Below are 17,414 nucleotides of genomic sequence, written 5' to 3'. Positions count from 1 at the left end.
GCCTAAGGTCGGGGCGCACTCGAAGGTCCGGACGGGCGCTGCGGCCCGTCCGGGATGGTTCGGTGATTACATCTTGCAATCGGCTGCGTAGGCGTCACTGTGATCTTCAAGCGCAACGCCCACCAGCTTGTTGGTATAAACGTCGCCTTCCTTGATCACTTCGCGGACATAGATGTCCTGGATCGGATGGTTGTTCGGTCCGAACTTGAAATCGCCGCGGGTCGATTTGAAATCAGCGGCTTTCAGCGCGGCAAGAAATGCCGGTTTGTCCGAGATCGGCGCGGAGCCCATGGCCGAGAGCAGCAGGTTCGCGGTGTCGAAACCCTGACTGGCATAGAGCGATGGCAGACGGCCATACTCGGCCTGGAAGCTTTCGACAAAGGCCTTGTTGGTCTCGTTGTCGATGTCCTTGGACCACTGCGAGGTGTTCTTGACGCCAAGAGCTGCATCGCCGACGGCCTGCAGAATGCCCTGATCGAAGGAGAAGGCGGGGCCGAGCAGCGGCACGTCAACGCCGGCACCTGCATATTGCTTCATGAAAGCGATCCCCATGCCGCCGGGCAGGAAGAAGAACACGCTGTCGGCGCCCGAAGCGCGGATCTCGGCGATCTCGGCCGCATAATCGGTCTGACCGAGCTTGGTATAGATCTCGTTGGCGATTTCACCCTTGAAGAAGCGCTTGAAACCGGTCAGCGCGTCCTGGCCTGCCGGGTAGTTCGGGGCCAGGATGAAGCTTTTCTTGAAACCGGCCGTGTTGGCATAGGCGCCCATGGCCTCATGCAGATTGTCGTTTTGCCAGGCGACGTTGAAATAGTTCTCATTGCAGCCCGCACCAGCCAGCGCCGACGGGCCGGCGTTGGGCGAAAGATAGATCTTGCCCTGGGCAACCGCGCCGGGGATCACAGCCATGGCAAGGTTGGACCAGATGATCCCGGTCATGATGTCGACCTTGTCAGACTGGATCAGCTTGTCGGACAGCTGCACCGCCAGATCCGGCTTGCGGGCATCATCCTCGACGATCAGCTCAATATCGGTGTTGCCCGATTGCTTGATTGCCAGCTCGAAGCCGTCGCGCACATCGATGCCGAGCGACGCGCCGCCGCCCGAAAGGGTTGTGATCATGCCGACCTTGACCGGCTCGGCAAAGGCCTGGGTTACGCCAGTGGCAAGCGCGGTTGCGGCCGCAAATGCAATGATTGCTTTTTTCATGGGTCGTCCTCCGAGTAATGTGTTCCCGAGCCGCAGAACCTTGTTTCGATCCAGTCAGCTTTTTTAAGATGCGACGGCGATACCGGACCGCCATTCCATATGACCTTATCAGTCACGGCGAAGAATTCCAGTCGTTTTTTTAAGCTTAAAGTATTTCGGTATCACTTGCCTCTTGCGATCTTTGTCAGGGCGTGGTTCCAAAGTGTGACACCCCAATGGGCGGCCATATCATTTGAGGCCGTCAGTGACACAAGCGGCCACGGACACCAGCACCGGGTCATGACAGGAGAACACAGGCGATGCAGTGTTTTTTCGTGGAATTTCAATGCAAACTCGGCGAGGCTTATGCCGTGGCCGACGAAATCGCCAATCGCGAGATCGCTTCGGAAGTCTATTCGGTGAGCGGCCAGTTCGATCTGCTGGCCAAGTTCTACATCGAGGATGATGTCGATATCGGCCGCTTTGTCGCCGACAATATCCACACCGTGCCGGGCGTGGAACGCACCCACACCATCCTGACCTTCAAGGCTTTTTAGCCAAGGCCGGACCTGTTCTCGGTCAAAGGCAAAATCGGATGGTACGGTTGGGTGGGCTCGAACCACCGACCTCCGGATCCACAATCCGGCGCTCTAACCAACTGAGCTACAACCGCACAAGCAGAATGCAGGGCAAGACCCTGTCCGCTTTCTGGAGGCTCACATACGGGGAGCAGTTGGTTTTTGCAAGAGGTCAGGCACCGGTTTTGGCAATTTCCAACCGCACAGGATCGCATGAAAAAGGCCGGACACGAGGTCCGGCCTTTTTCATTCAGTACGAAGATTGAATTCAGGCGACCTTGAATTCGGCCATTGCCTTTTCCGAGACAGCCTTGACCGGCTTGGAAACATCTTCTGCAACCTTCTTGGCGGCTTCCTGCATGACCTTGGTCTGATCAACCATCAGTTCAGCCTGCTTGCGCATGAATGCGGTCTGCAGTTCGAACATCTGAGCGACCGACTTGACGCCAAGCAGCGCTTCCATGTGCGAGAGCGAAGCTTCGGCGTTCATGCGTGCAGTGTCGATGGCCTTGAGGCTCAGTTCAACAGTGCCGGCCTGAGCGTTCTCGAGAGTTGCTTCGATCGCCTTGGTGGTGTCTTCGGCCGCCGACTTGACCTTCGCATAGGCTTCCTTGGTCTGGTTGACAGACTTGTCAGCCATCTCACGGTAGCCGTCGGCCATCTTGGTCATGTCGAAAGCCGGGAATTCAAACATTTCAGCAGTGGTTGCGGTTTTCTTGGTCGCCATTTCACTTCTCCTTGAAGGTATGTGGGAAGTTCGGTGGGACCTGTTCGCGGCCCCGTTTCAAGTTCACGAGAGCTATAGCAGCTTTCATTGTGCAATGCAACATTGTTGTGCGTCGCACCATCCGTTAACCTTTTATTGACAATTCCGGGCGACCCGGCAGCCCGTTGCTGGACCGCCGAGCGCCGCAAAGCTATTAACGAACCCTTAATCTGCCATGATCAGGCAGCAAGTCTTGGCCGAAACTGGAAGGCAGCCCATGCAGGCGCACCACTATCCGTTCATCGATCTTGCCGTGCACCGGGCCGTGCGGGAGCGCTTTGCCAATGGCGATGCCGTTGCGGTGCTAAGTCCGGATCTTGAGGCTGTGCTTTGGGCCAATGGCGCCGCTGCGGAGCTGTTCGGCTTCGAAACCATCTACGACATTCTCGATGAGGGGCTGAGCAACCAGCCTGTGATCAAGCGGCAGATCGCGAGTGCCCTGAGTGGCGTTGACCGCACCGGCAAACCGCAGAGCTTCATGATGCGTCTTGGCCGCGGCTTTTCGCGCACGATGACGCCGGCAAGCCTCGAGACAATCATCCTGCCCGACGGGGCGCAGGCCTTCATGATCACCAGCCACGCCAAATCGATCCTGGCGCCGGCCGCACGGGCACGGCAGATCATCAGCGGCTTTGAAGGCACCGGCACCCATGTTGCCGTGCTCGACGCCATGGGGATCGTCCTGGCCGCATCGCGGACATTTGACACAATCGGCCTTGATCCCGTTGCCATCGAGCGGATGATCGCCGATGTGGCGGGAGAAGAGGACCGCCTGGTCAAGCGGATGGTCGAGGCGCGCGAGGGTGCGATGCCGGCCGCCATCGGCCGGCTCACCGACAGCCCGCTGCTGCATCTGCTGTTCGCGGTCGAGCCATCTGCGTATGAAGACACTCTGGAAGACGCCGAAGCCCCCGAGGACAGGATCGTACCCGCTTTTTCGGAACCGCAGGACGATGACGCGGTTGTCACAGAAAGCGATGCCCAGAGCGATCTGGCAGATGCGGACGAGAGCGAAACCATGGAATCAGGTGGCGCAGAGGCTGACGAAGCCGAAGGCGGTTTCGACGCTAAACGTGTGCGAACGGAGCTCGGTCAACACATCCAGCCAGCGCCTGAAGAAAGCAGGCTTCCCGAGCCTTTCGCAGAGGCCCGCGGGATCGCATTCTCTCCGGTGCCGGAAGAGCCTGAAGAGGCTGGTCGGCCGCGGAATGAAACAGGCCCTGCAAGTGACGGCACAGATACCGCTTCAGAGTTGACTGGCCGGGAGCCGGACGACACCGCCGATACCGATGCCCGGCCCTGGGAGCATGAGCAGGCCACTGCCCTGCCCTCCCAGCCTGCAGACCCTGCAAAGACACCGAACAAGGCCGGAGATGCCGAATTCCGTTTCGATCCGAATGCCAAACCGACCCGGTTTGTCTGGAAGATCGACCGGGGCGGAGCCTTCAGTGAAGTCTCGGCCGAGTTCGCTGCTGCCGTTGGCCCAAATGCCGCCGACATCATCGGCCGCAAGTTTCCCGACATCGCCAATGTGTTCAATCTCGACCCGGATCATGTGATCATCGAGGCACTCAACCGCCGTGACACCTGGTCGGGCAAGACCGTGTTCTGGCCGATCCAGGGCACCAATCTGGTCACCCCCGTCGATCTCGCGGCCTTGCCGACCTACACCCGTGACCGGCAGTTTGACGGCTTCCGCGGCTTTGGCATCGTGCGCAGCGGTGAAACCCGCACCGACCCCGAAGCCATCGGCCTGGCGCTGTCGCCCGGCGCGCCAGTGTCCACATCACCGCACCAGGACACTGACGCCGAGGCGGAGACCGATCAGGCGGAGCTTTTGGACATTGATGGCGCCGTGGATGCCGAAACCGAGGAGGATTTGGCCGATCTCGCCAGGCTCGACGGTGCAGACCCTGCAACCATCGGCCATTCCGACGCGCCAGACGCGCCGGATGTACAAGATTCCGAAGTCCCCTCTGCCGAGACCGTAACTGAAAGCCCTGAAAGTGCGGATGCACCGGAGGACGCCTCAACAGACGTTGCGGACGCCGACATTGATGCTGACGATCCGTTCCGGGGCGAAAAACCGGCGATCCGGCTGGTCGAGACCCCGATGCGCCGCAACAGTGACAAGGTCATCGACCTGCAAACACGGCGTGAGCGCTCGGCACGCGAAAGCCTTTCAGCAGGTGAACAGGCGGCATTCCGGGAAATAGGCGCACGGCTCAGCGACGCCGGCGGGTCTGATGACAAGGCGGACGAAACCGGCGAGCCCCCGCGGTTCGGCAAACGCCAGCCGCCTTTGGAGGCTGACAGCGACGTCCGCGATATTGAAGTCGACTTCGACGGTAAAGCCCACACGGCTGACGGGATCCGCTCCGCCGGTGACGCAGTTTCGCGGGATGACGAGGCCAGCTTTGAAGACGATGCCCGGGCTGACCTTGAAGACAGCAGTGCGACAGCAGCGGAAGCTTCAGAGCAGACAACCGGTATCGACGCGGCGCGCGACGAAGCATCCGCAACCGACGAGCGGTCAACAGAAGGCCGCGAAGCTGAGGATGCGCCCGTTCCGGCGACGCCCTGGCCATCGGCCTTTGCGCTGCCGCCGCGCCAGGTGATGCATGCCGGCCTCAACGCCTCGCTGATTGATGCCATCCCCTCGCCCCTGCTGGTGCATGCAGCAGACACACTGATCCATGCAAATCCGGAATTTCTGGAGCTGACCGGCTACGGCTCGCTTGAAGCCCTGTCAGAGGCCGGCGGCCTTGATCATCTGCTCGAACGGTCCGGCGATGATGGCCAGCTGGAAGATGGAAGCCTGACTGTGCGGCGCGGCGATGGCGCGTCGCGCAAGGTCTCCGCGCGGCTGCGGTCGGTCAATTGGGGCGATGCGCATGCGCTTTTGCTGGCGCTTGCGCCTGCCACCGAGAGCGCGCCAGAGGCCGATCAGGCCGAGAGCCCCGCACCCGTTGCACAGCTGATTGCGACCAATGATATGGACATTGATCCGGCACAGGCCGGATCATCCGATGCGCTGGCGATTGAAGCCGAAGAACTGCGCTCGATCCTCGAGACCGCAACCGACGGCGTGGTGATCCTCGACAATGACGGCACCATCCGCTCGATGAACGGCTCGGCCTTCGCGCTGTTCAACTATGATGAGCACGATACGCTGCACCAGCCCTTCGCCATGCTGTTCGCCCATGAAAGCCAGCGCGCGGTGATGGATTACATCAGCGGCCTTGCCGAACATGGCGTCTCCAGCGTGCTCAATGATGGCCGCGAAGTCATCGGCCGCGAGGCCTCGGGCGGCTTCCTGCCGCTGTTCATGACCATCGGGCGGCTTTCCAGATCAAACGGCTATTGCGCGGTTCTGCGCGACATCACCCAGTGGAAACGCACCGAAGAGGAACTGCGCACGGCCAAGCGCGACGCGGAGACCGCGAATTCGCACAAGAGCGACTTCCTGGCCCGGGTGAGCCACGAAATCCGCACGCCGCTCAATGCGATCATCGGCTTTTCGGAGATGATGTCCGAGGAGCGGTTCGGCCCGATCGGCAGCCCGCGCTATCTCGAATATGCCCATGACATCGGCAATTCCGGCAAGCATGTGCTCGACATCGTCAACGATCTTCTCGACATCTCGAAGATTGAGGCCGGTCAGGTGGACATGGAATTCACCGCCGTGTCGCTCAATGATCATCTGGCCGAAAGCGTGTCGTTGTTGCAGCCGATGGCGAACAGCCAGCGGGTGATCATCCGCACCAGCCTGTCGGAAAGCGTTCCCGATGTGGTTGCCGATCAGCGCTCGGTCAAGCAGATCGCGCTCAATCTGCTGTCCAACGCCATCCGCTACACGCCCTCGGGCGGGCAGATCGTGGTGTCCACGTCCTACGAGCCGTCGGGCAATGTGGTGATCCGCATCCGCGACACCGGCATCGGGATGAACCGCAAGGAGCTCGAGCAGGCGATGAAGCCGTTCGGCCAGGTCGGCGCCGGTCCGCGCCAGCGCGGCGAAGGCACGGGGCTCGGTCTGCCTCTGACAAAGGCAATGGTTGAGGCCAATCGCGCCCAGTTCGACATCGTCTCGGCTGCCGGAGAAGGCACGCTTGTGTCGATCGCGTTCCCGCCGCAGCGAGTCCTAGCGGACTGAAATCAAAAGAAAAAAGAAGGGGACCACGATCGGGTCCCCTCAAGATAAAGCATCAGTGCTGACCATCATCAATGGGAGTGAAGCGTCCCGAATGGTTGACACGATTAATGCGCTGAAACCCTTACCAGATCCTTACTTTGCCCGCTAAAATTTAACCGATCATAAAGACTTTGAAAGCCTTGGTTAACTTTGGCGGTCACCTTTTGTTAATAAGTTGAGCGAGGGTTGGACATGGTTGGCGCAGCAAATCATGGGCGCGGCCAGGCAACAAGCCGACCTTCGCCTCAGCGCTCCGCAATGCCGGTCAGGCCCGCATGTCAAGCCTGCTTCTCTGCCTCTTTGACCCTTGGCATGAAGAACACGTCATAGAGCACCGGTGCGGCCACCAGCGTCAGGATCGACGCAAAGGCGAGACCCCCCATGATGGTCACCGCCATCGAGACGAAGAACGCGTCGCCCAGCAGCGGGATCATCCCCAGGATCGTCGTCGCCGCAGCCAGCAACACCGGACGCATACGCGAGATCGAGGCGATGATTATGGCCTCGCGGAGCGGACCTCCCGCCTCGCGCTCGATGTCGATTTCCTCGACCAGCACGATGCCGTTCTTGATCAGCATCCCGGAAAGGCTGAGCAATCCCAGCAGCGCGGTGAAGGTGAAAGGCAGACCGGTGCCCAGAAGCCCGATGGCTGCCCCGTTCACCGACATCGGCACCAGCAACCAGATGATCAGAGGCTGCCGCAAGGCATTGAACAACACCACGGTAATCACGATCATGATCAGGATGGTGGCGGGCAGTTGCGAAGCCAGGCTGGCATTGGCGTCGGCGGAGGATTCGAACTCGCCGCCCCATTCCATCCTGTAGCCCGGCGGCACGGGAATCGCCTCGACCGCGGCGCGAACTTCGTTGTGAACCTGCGCGGCGGTCATTTCGACCGGAATACTTGCTCCCACCGTGATGGTTTCGACCCGATCGCGCCTGTAGATGATCGTGTTCTGGGCTTCCGCGGCAAAGCCGTCGACGATCTGCTCGATGGGCAGAAGCGTTTCACCATTCTGGGAGATCAGGGCCTGGTCGAGAACACCGACATCGGAGGACGGTGCATTGCGCAGCACGATCTGGATCCCCCGGTCGCCTTCGCGGTAGACACCGGCGGTGATGCCGTCGGTGGCAAAGGCCAACACCTCGGAGACATTGTCGCGGGTAATGCCGGCAGCCTGGGCCCGGTCGGTTACATATCTCGGCCGCAGGATCAGTTGTTGCTCGCGCCAGTCGTTGCGCGGTGCCAGAATGTTCACCGAGGCCTGTTCCATGACGCTGATCGCCTGGTCGGCAAGATCACGCAGCACCTCGGGGTCAGGACCCGAATACCTGACCTCAATCGGACTGCCGCTTCCCGGGCCGAACACCAGCCGCTCGGTTCTGAATTCCCCTTCAGAGAGGTTTTCTGCGGCGAAAGCCTCAAGATCAGCCTGAAGCGCCGGGATCAGAGACAGGTCTTCGGTCCGGACGATCAGATGGCCATAGGCCGCGTTGGGAGGTTCGGAGCTGTAGGTCAGCAGGAACCGTGTCGCGCCCTTACCCACAAATGTGGAAAACGACACCACATCATCATGCTTTTCGAGATAGGCCTCCAGCACTTTCATTTGTTCGGAGGTCTTCGAGATTGGCGTGCCCTGCTGCATCGTGTAATGCGCGAAGAACAGAGGCGTGTTGGAGTTGGGGAAGAACTGCTGTTTGACCTGGCCAAAACCCACATAGCTGGCCGCGGTGATGATGACCAGTCCGACCAGCACAAGCCAGCGGAACCGCAAGGCCCCTTTCAACAGTCCGCCATAGGCGCGGAACACCAAGCCGCCATAGGAATCCTCCCCGACGCCATCACCATGCTTGAAGACATAGTGCCCGAGCAGCGGCGTCACCGTTACGGCGAGCACCCATGACAGCAGCAGCGAGATGGCGATCACGGCGAACAACGAGAACATGAACTCGCCCGTCGAGTCCGGGCTTAGGCCGATGCCGGCAAACGCCATGATGCCGATCACCGTCGCGCCAAGCAGAGGGATCTGGGTCTTTCCGGCCGCTTCATCGGCCGCATCACGCGAGGACTTGCCGCGGAGCATGGAGATCTGCATGCCCTCGGCGACGACGATGGCGTTGTCGACGAGCATTCCCATGGCGATGATGAGCGCTCCGAGCGAAATCCGCTCCATCTCGATGGAAAACAGCGCCATGAACAGCAATGTCCCAACGACGGTCAGCAGCAGCGTCGCTCCAACCACGACAGCCGCCCTTGGCCCCATGAAAAGTCCGAGCACAAGCACGACGATGCCGACCGACATCGCCAGATTGACGAGGAAGCCACTGGAGGATTCGTCCACCACCACATGTTGCTGGTAGATCGGGCGCAACTCCACCCCGTAGGGTATTTCAGGCATCAGGGACTGCAGGTGCGCATCCACGCGGTTGCCAACATCAACAATGTTTTCATCGCTTATCCCGGCGACACCCAGGGTGAAGGCTTCCTGCCCCTGAAAGCGGATGATGGTGGAGGGGTTTTCGACACGGTCGCGGCTGACCTCGGCGATGTCGATCAGATTGATGAGTTCCCCGCCAACCCCCACGGTGAGCTGGGCAATATCGCTGACGCTGTCGGATCCGACCGGGGCCTGTATAAGGACACGCTCTTCGCTCCGGGTCAGCGAGCCGGCGGGCTGAACCGAATTGGAGGTTGCCAGCGCCTGGACCAGAACTTGCACGTCGATCCCCAGCTGGGAGGCGACGGCGAGGTTGGGTTCAACAAAAATCGCCTCCTCGGGCAAGCCCGACACTTCCACATCGGCGACGCCGCTAACCGTCAGCAATTCCCGGCGCAGGAACGATGCCAGGTCATGCTTCTCGGCATCGGTGAAGCCGTCAGACGTCACCGCGAAGAAGATGCCGTAAACATCGCCAAATCCGTCATCGACGACCGGGGCATTGGCTTCGCTTGGAAGTTGCGGCTGTGCCGTTTGCAGCCTCTGGCGCAACTCGGTCCAGATATCGGGCAATTGGTCACCGCTGATCGTGTCCTTTATGAACACGTCAATGCGCGACACGCCCGGACGATTGACCGAGACAATCTCCTTGACCTCACCCATGCGCTGGATTGCCGATTCCAGCGGTTCGGTGACTTCGTTGGCGACCTGTTGCGCCGAGGCGCCGGGATACTGGGTGATCACCACCGCCTGCTTGATGGTAAAGGCCGGGTCTTCAAGCCGGCCCAAACTCAAAAAGCCCCAGATGCCGCCGAAAAGGCATGTCAGAATGATCAGCCAAATCAAGATTGGCCGGTCGATGGAGGCGCGAGCGATGTTCATGGCCGATCCCCCGCCGTCAGTTCGAGAAGCCGGTAAATCGTCTCACCATCTGTCCGTCCGCCAGGGCTTGGGCGCCGATGTGAACAATCTCTGTTCCGGCCTCCAAACCGGAGATCACGCGGAACTGGCCATCACGCGTCGGCTCAACCTCAATGTCGACCTCGCTGAGCATGCCGGCGCCATCGTCCGCCGGTGCGAACACCAGAACACTTGTCGATCCGTCATTGGCTATGCGCAGGGCTGTGGCCGGAATAATAAGCCGGGGCTGGCCCGCATCGATTGTGGCCAGAACCGTTACGGTGCTGCCGGGCAAGGCGACCATGTCGGATGGACGTTCCATCCCCAATGTCAGCCGAAAGGTCTGGCCGACCGTCGAGGCTTCGGCGTTGAACTCGCGGATTTCAAGCGGATAGGTCTTTGTCCCTGTCGGAAAGCGTGCCTCAAGCGTCAGATCGGCATTTTGACCCGCGCGCTGGAACAGCACTTCAGGCACGTCAATATCTACACGCAATTCGGACATGTCGTGCAGGCGCACGACCGGCGTTCCAGAACTCGTGGTGGTGAAATTGGCCACATTGCGGCTTGCGACCAGCGCGTCGAACGGCGCCAACAGGGTCGCATTTTCAAGCGCCACTTCGGCATTGCGCAGGGCAACCTTGGCCAGCGAAAAACTTGTCGCCGCATCTTCACGCGAAGCTTCCGAGACCGACCCGGCAAGCTGGGTCATGCGCTCAAGTGCGCGCTCTGCCTGATCGGCCTGCAACTGGGCCTGTTGCAATTGCAGCTCAAACGGCTCCAGATCGAGCTGCGCTATCAGGGAGCCTTCACTGATTTCGGCGCCCTCATCGGCTGGAAACCTGACGATCTGTCCTGAGACCTGAAACGCCATGTCAACTGTTTGGCGGGCCACCACCTGACCAAAGAACTGCCGTGTCACACCACCGGTTTCACTGCCCACGGTCATGAGCTTCGCCACCCTGAGCGGCGTATCCTGAGCAACCGCCGGGGTTGCCAATGGTGCCGCAAGCGACGCGATGAGCAGCATTCTGAAGGCATAAATCATGGACTGTTTCCAATCATTTGACGGGCAACTCTATCGGCGGGCACTTTGGCACGAAACAGCAGCCCTGCACACCTTTCGCGCCAATCTGATCGTCTTGTTCACGACGAATTTATGTTCTGCCACCGGACCGGTTTCCATTCGACCGCGCGACGATGGCTTTTCAACGTCAGAGCTTCAACTCTTCCAGATCCGCGAAAAGCGCCAAGGCTTCGGGATTGGCGAGCGCCTCCTGGTTCTTGACCGGGCGGCCATGGACGACATCGCGCACGGCAAGTTCGACGATCTTGCCGGACTTGGTGCGTGGAATGTCAGAGACAGCGATGATCCTGGCGGGAACATGGCGTGGCGAAGCGCCGGTGCGGATCTTTGTGCGGATCCTCGCCTGCAAGTCCTCATCAAGTGCGACGCCGTCAGCCAGGCGGACGAACAGCACGACGCGGACATCGTCGTCCCAATCCTGGCCAATGCAGATCGCCTCCAGCACCTCGTCCATCTGTTCAACCTGATTGTAGATCTCGGCGGTGCCGATGCGCACGCCGCCCGGGTTGAGGGTGGCATCGGAACGGCCGTGGATGACAATGCCGCGATGGGGCGTCCATTCGGCGAAATCGCCATGGGTCCAGACATTGTCGAAGCGCGAGAAGTAGGCTGCGTGGTATTTGACGCCCTCGGGGTCGTTCCAGAAACCGATCGGCATGGCCGGGAACGGCTTGGTGCAGACCAGTTCACCCTTTTCTCCGGTGATGGATTTGCCGTTGTCGTCCCAGACGTCGACGGCCATGCCAAGGCCGGGGCACTGGATCTCGCCGCGATAGACCGGAAGCGCCGGGTTGCCCAGCACGAAACAGGACACGATGTCGGTGCCGCCGGAGATCGAGGCCAGATGCACATCCGGCTTGATGCCCTCATAGACGAAACTGAAGCCTTCCGGCGACAGCGGCGATCCGGTTGATGTGAGCAGCCGCAACGATGAAAGATCATGGGTTTTCGCAGGCTCAAGACCCGCCTTGCGCACCGCATCGATGAACTTGGCCGAGGTTCCCAGCACCGCAAACTGTTCCTGAGCCGCGTAGTCGAACAGCACATTGCCATCAGGCGCGAAGGGCGAGCCGTCGAACAGGCACAGTGTCGCGCCGGCGGCCAGTCCGGAGACCAGCCAGTTCCACATCATCCAGCCGCAGGTGGTGAAGTAGAACAGCCGCTCGCCGGGGGTGACGCCGCAATGCAGGCGATGCTCCTTGAGATGCTGCAACAATGTGCCGCCGGCCGAGTGCACGATGCATTTTGGAACGCCGGTGGTGCCCGAAGAAAACAGAATGTAGAGCGGATGGGCGAACGGCAACGGCTCGAAGCTGACGGCGGTGGCCGGAAATGCGGCAATGAAGCCAGCAAGCGTGACAGCGCCGTCCACGGCGCTGGCCACCGCCTCGCCGTCATCCAGCAACGGCACGATCACGGTTGCCGCGGGCTTGAGCGCGGCGGCGATCTCGATGAGCTTGTCCGCCACCTCCTGGCGCTTTCCATTGTACCAGTAACCGTCGCAGGAAATGAACAGTTTCGGCTCTATCTGGCCGAAGCGATCGAGAACGCCCTTGACGCCGAAATCGGGCGAGCAGGAGGACCAGATCGCACCGATCGAGGCGGCGGCCAGCATGCAGGCAATGGTTTCGGGCATGTTCGGCATCATCGCGGCGATACGGTCGCCCTTTTCAACGCCGTGGGCGCGGAAGGCCTGCTGCAGGCGCGAGACAAGCGCCGAGAGTTCGTCCCAGCTCATCTGCCGGCTGATCTTGTCTTCGGCGCGGAACAGGATCGCCGGTTCCGAACCGGTGCGGGTGAGCAGGTTTTCAGCGAAGTTCAGCCGGGCATCGGGGAAAAACCGCGCGCCAGGCATGGCGTCGCCGTTCTCCACGATCCGCTCGCCCTTGTCGCCGCGCACATCGCAAAAGTCCCAAAGCGCTGACCAGAAACCCTCGCGGTCGGTGACCGACCAATCCTGCAAGGCAAAGGGATCAGCGAGTGAAAGACCGGTTCTTTCGCCTGCGAAACCAGCGAAAGCCATCCACGGGCTGTCATCAAGTCTCTTCTGATCCGGGCTCCACAAGGGGGTGTCAGTCATCTCGAAGCTCCTGCCAGGTTTTTTCGGCTGTTTAGTAGCACCGACGTGTTGCAATGCAAACAGGCATCCGCTTTCAAAGCGTCGCGGACAAAGCGTTTGGGGGACAGGCTAAACCCTGCAATTGCATTCCCCTTCACCAAGCTTTAACCAGAACCTCAAGGCTGGGTCGGGAGTGGTGAATTTGAAGTTCGACAGAGGGCAATGGCGAGGACGCCGGATCGCGATAGGCGGCGCTGTCCTGTCGTTGATTGTCATGCTGGCAATCGCTGTCAGCGTGCCCTTGGCCGTGTCCAGCGGTGTGGTGCGTGACAGGCTGGAGCGCGACATAGGCGGCTGGGCCGGGCATGCCGTTTCACTGGGTGATGCGCCGTCGCTGGATTTCTGGCCGACGCCCACGATCAAGCTCGACAATGTGGTGATCAGCCCGGCGACCTTTGCTGACGGCGATCCGATTCTGCGCGCCGACAGCATCGTTGCCAATTTCAACCTGTTTTCCGCGATTGCCGGCGCGCCGAGCTTTACCGAGTTCCGCCTGATCCGGCCAACTTTCAATCTTGAGCTTTACCCGGACGGGACATCAAACTGGTCGTCATCACAGGGACAATTGGCGCAGGGCATTGAGTCGGCACTGGCCCGCCACCAGGCGGAGCAGGCAGGCGAACCGATTCCGGCCAGCGCGATCATTCCCGATTCAGCGGCTCTGGGCACGGTCACGATTGAAGACGGCACCTTGCGCTGGATCCGCGATCCGGGTGCGGAAGCTGAAAGGCTGACGGCGATCAACGGATCACTCGCCTGGACCGCACCGTCAGCGCCGGCACGCGCCGATATCACCGCAATCTTTCGCGGCGAGCAGATGACGCTGAAAGGGTCGACTTCCGCACCATTGCTGTTCTTTGGGAAGAACACGGCTCCGGTGGAGCTCCAGTTGTCTTCCCCGCCACTGACCCTGGAGTTCAACGGATCGGCGAGCCTGGGCCCGGATCTGTACGGATCGGGCGCGCTGCGTCTTTTCAGCCCTTCAGTCCGGCGGGCGCTGGAATGGTCGGGGGCCGACATCAAGCCCGGCGAAGCGCTGGGAGCGCTGGAACTGACCGCGCAGCTATCGGCTGAGCCGACACGGGCCAAGCTCGACGATCTCATCATCATGATCGATGCCAATCGCGGCATCGGTGTGCTTGACCTGGAACTTCACGAAGATACGCCGCCGATGATCGCCGGGACGCTGGCCTTCAACCGCCTCGACATCGCCTCCTTCCTGCAGGCCTTCACGCCGCTGCCGCGTGGCGGCGTGGACATTGCCTCGACAATCGACACAAGGTTTCTGCGCGAGATCGGGCTGGATCTGCGGCTGTCGGCACAATCGGCCAGTTTCGGTCCGGTGGTGCTGTCGAACCTTGCCGCCGCGGCACGGGTTGAACAGGGGCGCGCCAATTTCGATGTCGGTGACGCCACCGCCTATGGCGGCAGCCTGATCGGCCGCATCGCGGTGTCGGAGAAGGGCATTGACGGCGGGCTGGATATCCAGCTGTCGACCCGCAACACCAATTTTGGCCAGTTCTTCGATGCTGTCGGCCTGAGCGGGCCGCTGCCACGCGGGACGGGATCGCTCGACATCGAGCTCACCTCCCCCTACCCCACCTGGGCCACCGCGCTGACAGACCTGACCGGTGAGTTGCGGCTTGCTCTGGACGCCGGCTTCGTGCCTGGGCTGGACGTCTTGAAGTTCCGGGAACTGGCCGCAACCGAACGCTTCTTCGATCTTGCGCAACTTGGGGCGAGTGCACGATTTGCCTTCGAGACCGCGCGGTTTGAAGCGATGATTGCCGCCGGTGAAGCCGATCTGAAGGTCGCCGAACTGGTCGGGCCTGAGCAGACGGTCTTCCTGTCGGGCGTGATCCCCTACACCCGCAGCAGCCTCGCCATCGCAGGCGTTCTTGACCGGACGCCTCCGGCCGAAGGTGATGGCGGGACCGCGCAGGACGGGCCGCCGCCTGTCCGTTTCTTCCTCGGCGGCTCCTGGCCGCAGCCGGTGATTTCGCCGGTCCGGCCGTAAGCCGGGGAAAAACCATCGGAGCTTGCAGAAACGCGCGGTTTTAGAGACAATCCCGCTCAACAAAGGTGCTTCGCAAGGCAGATCAGACTTGTGGGCGAGAGGGATTGGCCGGGGACATGCTGCGGGTGCTTTCAGCAATCATCAAGATCGGGCTGGCCTCACTCGCCACCGGCGTGGTGCTGTCGGCGCTGAACATCTCGGCAGCGGAACTGCTCGCGGAAATCGGGCTGACGCCGGAGAACGTGTTCGAATTGCTCCAGCAGGGCGCGGCATGGGCGATCCCCAACATCGTTCTTGGTTCATTGGTGATCGTGCCGATCTGGCTGGTGACCTATCTCCTGCGGCCACCGCGCAACTGAACCTCAATCAGACAAGGGCTGATCTGGCAGCAGGCCGTGAGCTGTTTCAGCCGGCGGCCCGTTCATCGCGCAGACGCATCACTTCGCGTCGCTTGTTGAGCAGCGATGCGGCCACCACGCCGATGGTGACGGCACCGATCAGCAAGGTGCAGACCGCGTTGATTTCAGGCGTCACGCCGAGGCGAACCTGAGAGTAGATCTTCATCGGCAATGTGGTCGCACCCGGGCCGGAGGTGAAGCTTGCGATCACCAGATCATCGAGCGAAAGCGTGAACGCCAGCATCCAGCCGGAGATCACCGCCGGCAGGATCACCGGCAATGTGACCTTCATGAAGGCCTGGAATGGCGGGCAGCCCAGATCCTGCGCCGCCTCCTCGAGCGAGCGGTCGAATGTGATCAGGCGGGACTGTACGACGACGGCGACAAAGCACAGCGAAAAGGTGATGTGGGCCAGCGTCACGGTCCAGAAACCACGGCCGAAATCAATCGAGACGAACAAGAGCAGCAGCGACAGGCCGGTGATGACTTCGGGCATCACCAGCGGCGCGTAGACCATGCCGGTGAACAGCGTGCGGCCATTGAAACGCGTGTAGCGCACCAGCGAAACAGCGGCCAGCGTGCCGAGCACCGTGGCGATCGTGGCGGAGAGCAGAGCAACGCGGATTGTCACCCAGGCGGCATCCATTAGCCCCTTGTTCTGAAACAGCTCGCTGTACCACTTTGTCGAAAATCCGGCCCAGACCGTGACCAGCCGGGATTCATTGAACGAGTAGATCACCAGAAGCACGATCGGCAGATAGAGAAAGGCAAAACCGAAAATGACCGAAGTGATGTTGAACCAGGACCAGCGCGCGTTCATTTGCCCGCCTCCGCTGCTTTCGCCTGGGCGTTCTGAAACAGCACGATCGGGACCACCAGCACGATCAGCAGGATGATGGCGATCGCCGAGGCCACCGTCCAGTCGCTGTTGTTGAAGAATTCGATCCACAGCGTCTTGCCGATCATCAGCGTGCCGGAGCCGCCCAGCAGATCGGGAATGACGAACTCGCCCATGGCCGGAATGAACACCAGCAGGCAGCCAGCCAGAATGCCCGGCACGGCGAGCCGCGCGGTCACCTTCCAGAAGGCGCCGATGCGGGTGCAGCCAAGATCACGCGCCGCCTCAACGAGGGATTCATCCATTTTCTCGAGCGCCGAATAGATCGGCAGCACCATGAAGGGCAGATAGGAATAGACGATGCCGATATAGACCGCAGTGTTGGTGGAGAGGATCTCAAGCGGCGTATCAATGACGCCCAGCCACAACAGGAACTGATTGAGCAGCCCCTCCTGCTTGAGGATGCCGATCCAGGCGTAGACCCGGATCAGGAAGGAGGTCCAGAACGGCAGGATCACCAGCATCAGCAGCATCGGGCGCAGCCGGTCCGGTGCCCGCGCCATGCCATAGGCGAGCGGAAAGCCGATCAGCAGAGTGAACAGGGTCGACACAAAGGCGATCTGCAGGCTCGAAAGATAGGACTTGATGTAGAGCGAGTCGCCAATCAGGAAAGTGAAGTTCTCGAGATCGAACATCGAGACCTTATCCCAGAACCCCGACCAGCCATCGCTGAGGCTTAGCTGCGGCGTGTAGGGCGGTTGTCCGTATTCGAGATCGGACAGGGCGATCTTGAGCACCAGCAGAAACGGCAGCAGGAAGAAGAACAGCAGCCAGATATAGGGAACGATGATGACCAGCCGGGTCTTGATGGCGGAGAGGATGTTCATCCGGCGGCC

11 protein-coding genes and 1 tRNA gene are annotated in these 17,414 nt (G+C 60.8%); 4 read left to right on the top strand and 8 right to left on the bottom strand.

All coding sequences use genetic code 11. The features are described from left to right. Nucleotides 1-66: 66 nt before the first annotated feature. Nucleotides 67-1,209, bottom strand: coding sequence for an ABC transporter substrate-binding protein (locus HPDFL43_RS03870; RefSeq protein WP_007195942.1), 1,143 nt, complete (start codon nucleotides 1,207-1,209; stop codon nucleotides 67-69). A gap of 299 nt (nucleotides 1,210-1,508) precedes the next feature. Between HPDFL43_RS03870 and HPDFL43_RS03865 the strand changes: the two genes are divergently transcribed. Further along, nucleotides 1,509-1,745 carry an Lrp/AsnC ligand binding domain-containing protein gene (locus tag HPDFL43_RS03865; RefSeq protein ID WP_007195941.1) on the top strand — a complete coding sequence of 79 codons (237 nt, stop codon included), beginning with the start codon at nucleotides 1,509-1,511 and terminating at the stop codon, nucleotides 1,743-1,745. A gap of 39 nt (nucleotides 1,746-1,784) precedes the next feature. Here the strand turns inward: HPDFL43_RS03865 and HPDFL43_RS03860 are convergent. Next, nucleotides 1,785-1,861 (bottom strand) — tRNA-His (locus HPDFL43_RS03860). Nucleotides 1,862-2,034: 173 nt separating this feature from the next. Next, entirely contained in the window at nucleotides 2,035-2,493 is a 459-nt protein-coding gene (locus tag HPDFL43_RS03855; protein WP_007195940.1) for a phasin, read from the bottom strand. A gap of 256 nt (nucleotides 2,494-2,749) precedes the next feature. Between HPDFL43_RS03855 and HPDFL43_RS03850 the strand changes: the two genes are divergently transcribed. Beyond that, a complete protein-coding gene (locus tag HPDFL43_RS03850; RefSeq protein ID WP_040449021.1) occupies nucleotides 2,750-6,685 on the top strand; it encodes an ATP-binding protein in 3,936 nt (1,311 codons plus the stop codon). A 317-nt stretch (nucleotides 6,686-7,002) separates the two neighbouring features. Here the strand turns inward: HPDFL43_RS03850 and HPDFL43_RS03845 are convergent, their stop codons facing one another. The 3 genes from HPDFL43_RS03845 to HPDFL43_RS03835 form a co-directional block, all read right to left on the bottom strand. Continuing rightward, complete coding sequence (locus HPDFL43_RS03845; protein WP_007195938.1) at nucleotides 7,003-10,044, bottom strand: efflux RND transporter permease subunit; 3,042 nt, start codon at nucleotides 10,042-10,044, stop codon at nucleotides 7,003-7,005. 16 nt (nucleotides 10,045-10,060) lie between these two features. Beyond that, entirely contained in the window at nucleotides 10,061-11,107 is a 1,047-nt protein-coding gene (locus HPDFL43_RS03840) for an efflux RND transporter periplasmic adaptor subunit (protein ID WP_007195937.1), read from the bottom strand. A 166-nt stretch (nucleotides 11,108-11,273) separates the two neighbouring features. Next, nucleotides 11,274-13,226 carry an acetoacetate--CoA ligase gene (locus tag HPDFL43_RS03835; RefSeq protein ID WP_040449020.1) on the bottom strand — a complete coding sequence of 651 codons (1,953 nt, stop codon included), beginning with the start codon at nucleotides 13,224-13,226 and terminating at the stop codon, nucleotides 11,274-11,276. Between the two features lie 181 nt (nucleotides 13,227-13,407). Here HPDFL43_RS03835 and HPDFL43_RS03830 point away from each other — a divergent pair, with 181 nt between their 5' ends. Continuing rightward, nucleotides 13,408-15,282: an AsmA family protein gene (locus HPDFL43_RS03830; protein WP_156970179.1), complete on the top strand. Its 1,875-nt coding sequence runs from the start codon at nucleotides 13,408-13,410 to the stop codon at nucleotides 15,280-15,282. A gap of 104 nt (nucleotides 15,283-15,386) precedes the next feature. Then, a complete protein-coding gene (locus HPDFL43_RS03825; RefSeq protein WP_245271094.1) occupies nucleotides 15,387-15,641 on the top strand; it encodes a DUF6460 domain-containing protein in 255 nt (84 codons plus the stop codon). 46 nt (nucleotides 15,642-15,687) lie between these two features. Here HPDFL43_RS03825 and HPDFL43_RS03820 read toward each other — a convergent pair whose 3' ends face one another. Together HPDFL43_RS03820 and HPDFL43_RS03815 are read right to left on the bottom strand one after the other, a co-directional pair. Continuing rightward, nucleotides 15,688-16,500 (bottom strand): ABC transporter permease, encoded by an 813-nt coding sequence (locus HPDFL43_RS03820; protein ID WP_007195933.1) that lies wholly within the window; start codon nucleotides 16,498-16,500, stop codon nucleotides 15,688-15,690. Beyond that, nucleotides 16,497-17,405 carry an ABC transporter permease subunit gene (locus HPDFL43_RS03815; protein ID WP_007195932.1) on the bottom strand — a complete coding sequence of 303 codons (909 nt, stop codon included), beginning with the start codon at nucleotides 17,403-17,405 and terminating at the stop codon, nucleotides 16,497-16,499. The genes HPDFL43_RS03820 and HPDFL43_RS03815 overlap by 4 nt, the downstream gene beginning before the upstream one ends. Nucleotides 17,406-17,414: the final 9 nt, after the last annotated feature.

It is taken from the genome of Hoeflea phototrophica DFL-43, from assembly GCF_000154705.2.
Taxonomy (GTDB): domain Bacteria; phylum Pseudomonadota; class Alphaproteobacteria; order Rhizobiales; family Rhizobiaceae; genus Hoeflea; species Hoeflea phototrophica.
Note: the sequence above shows the minus strand (reverse complement) of the source record. Positions and strands in the feature narration are given on the sequence as shown.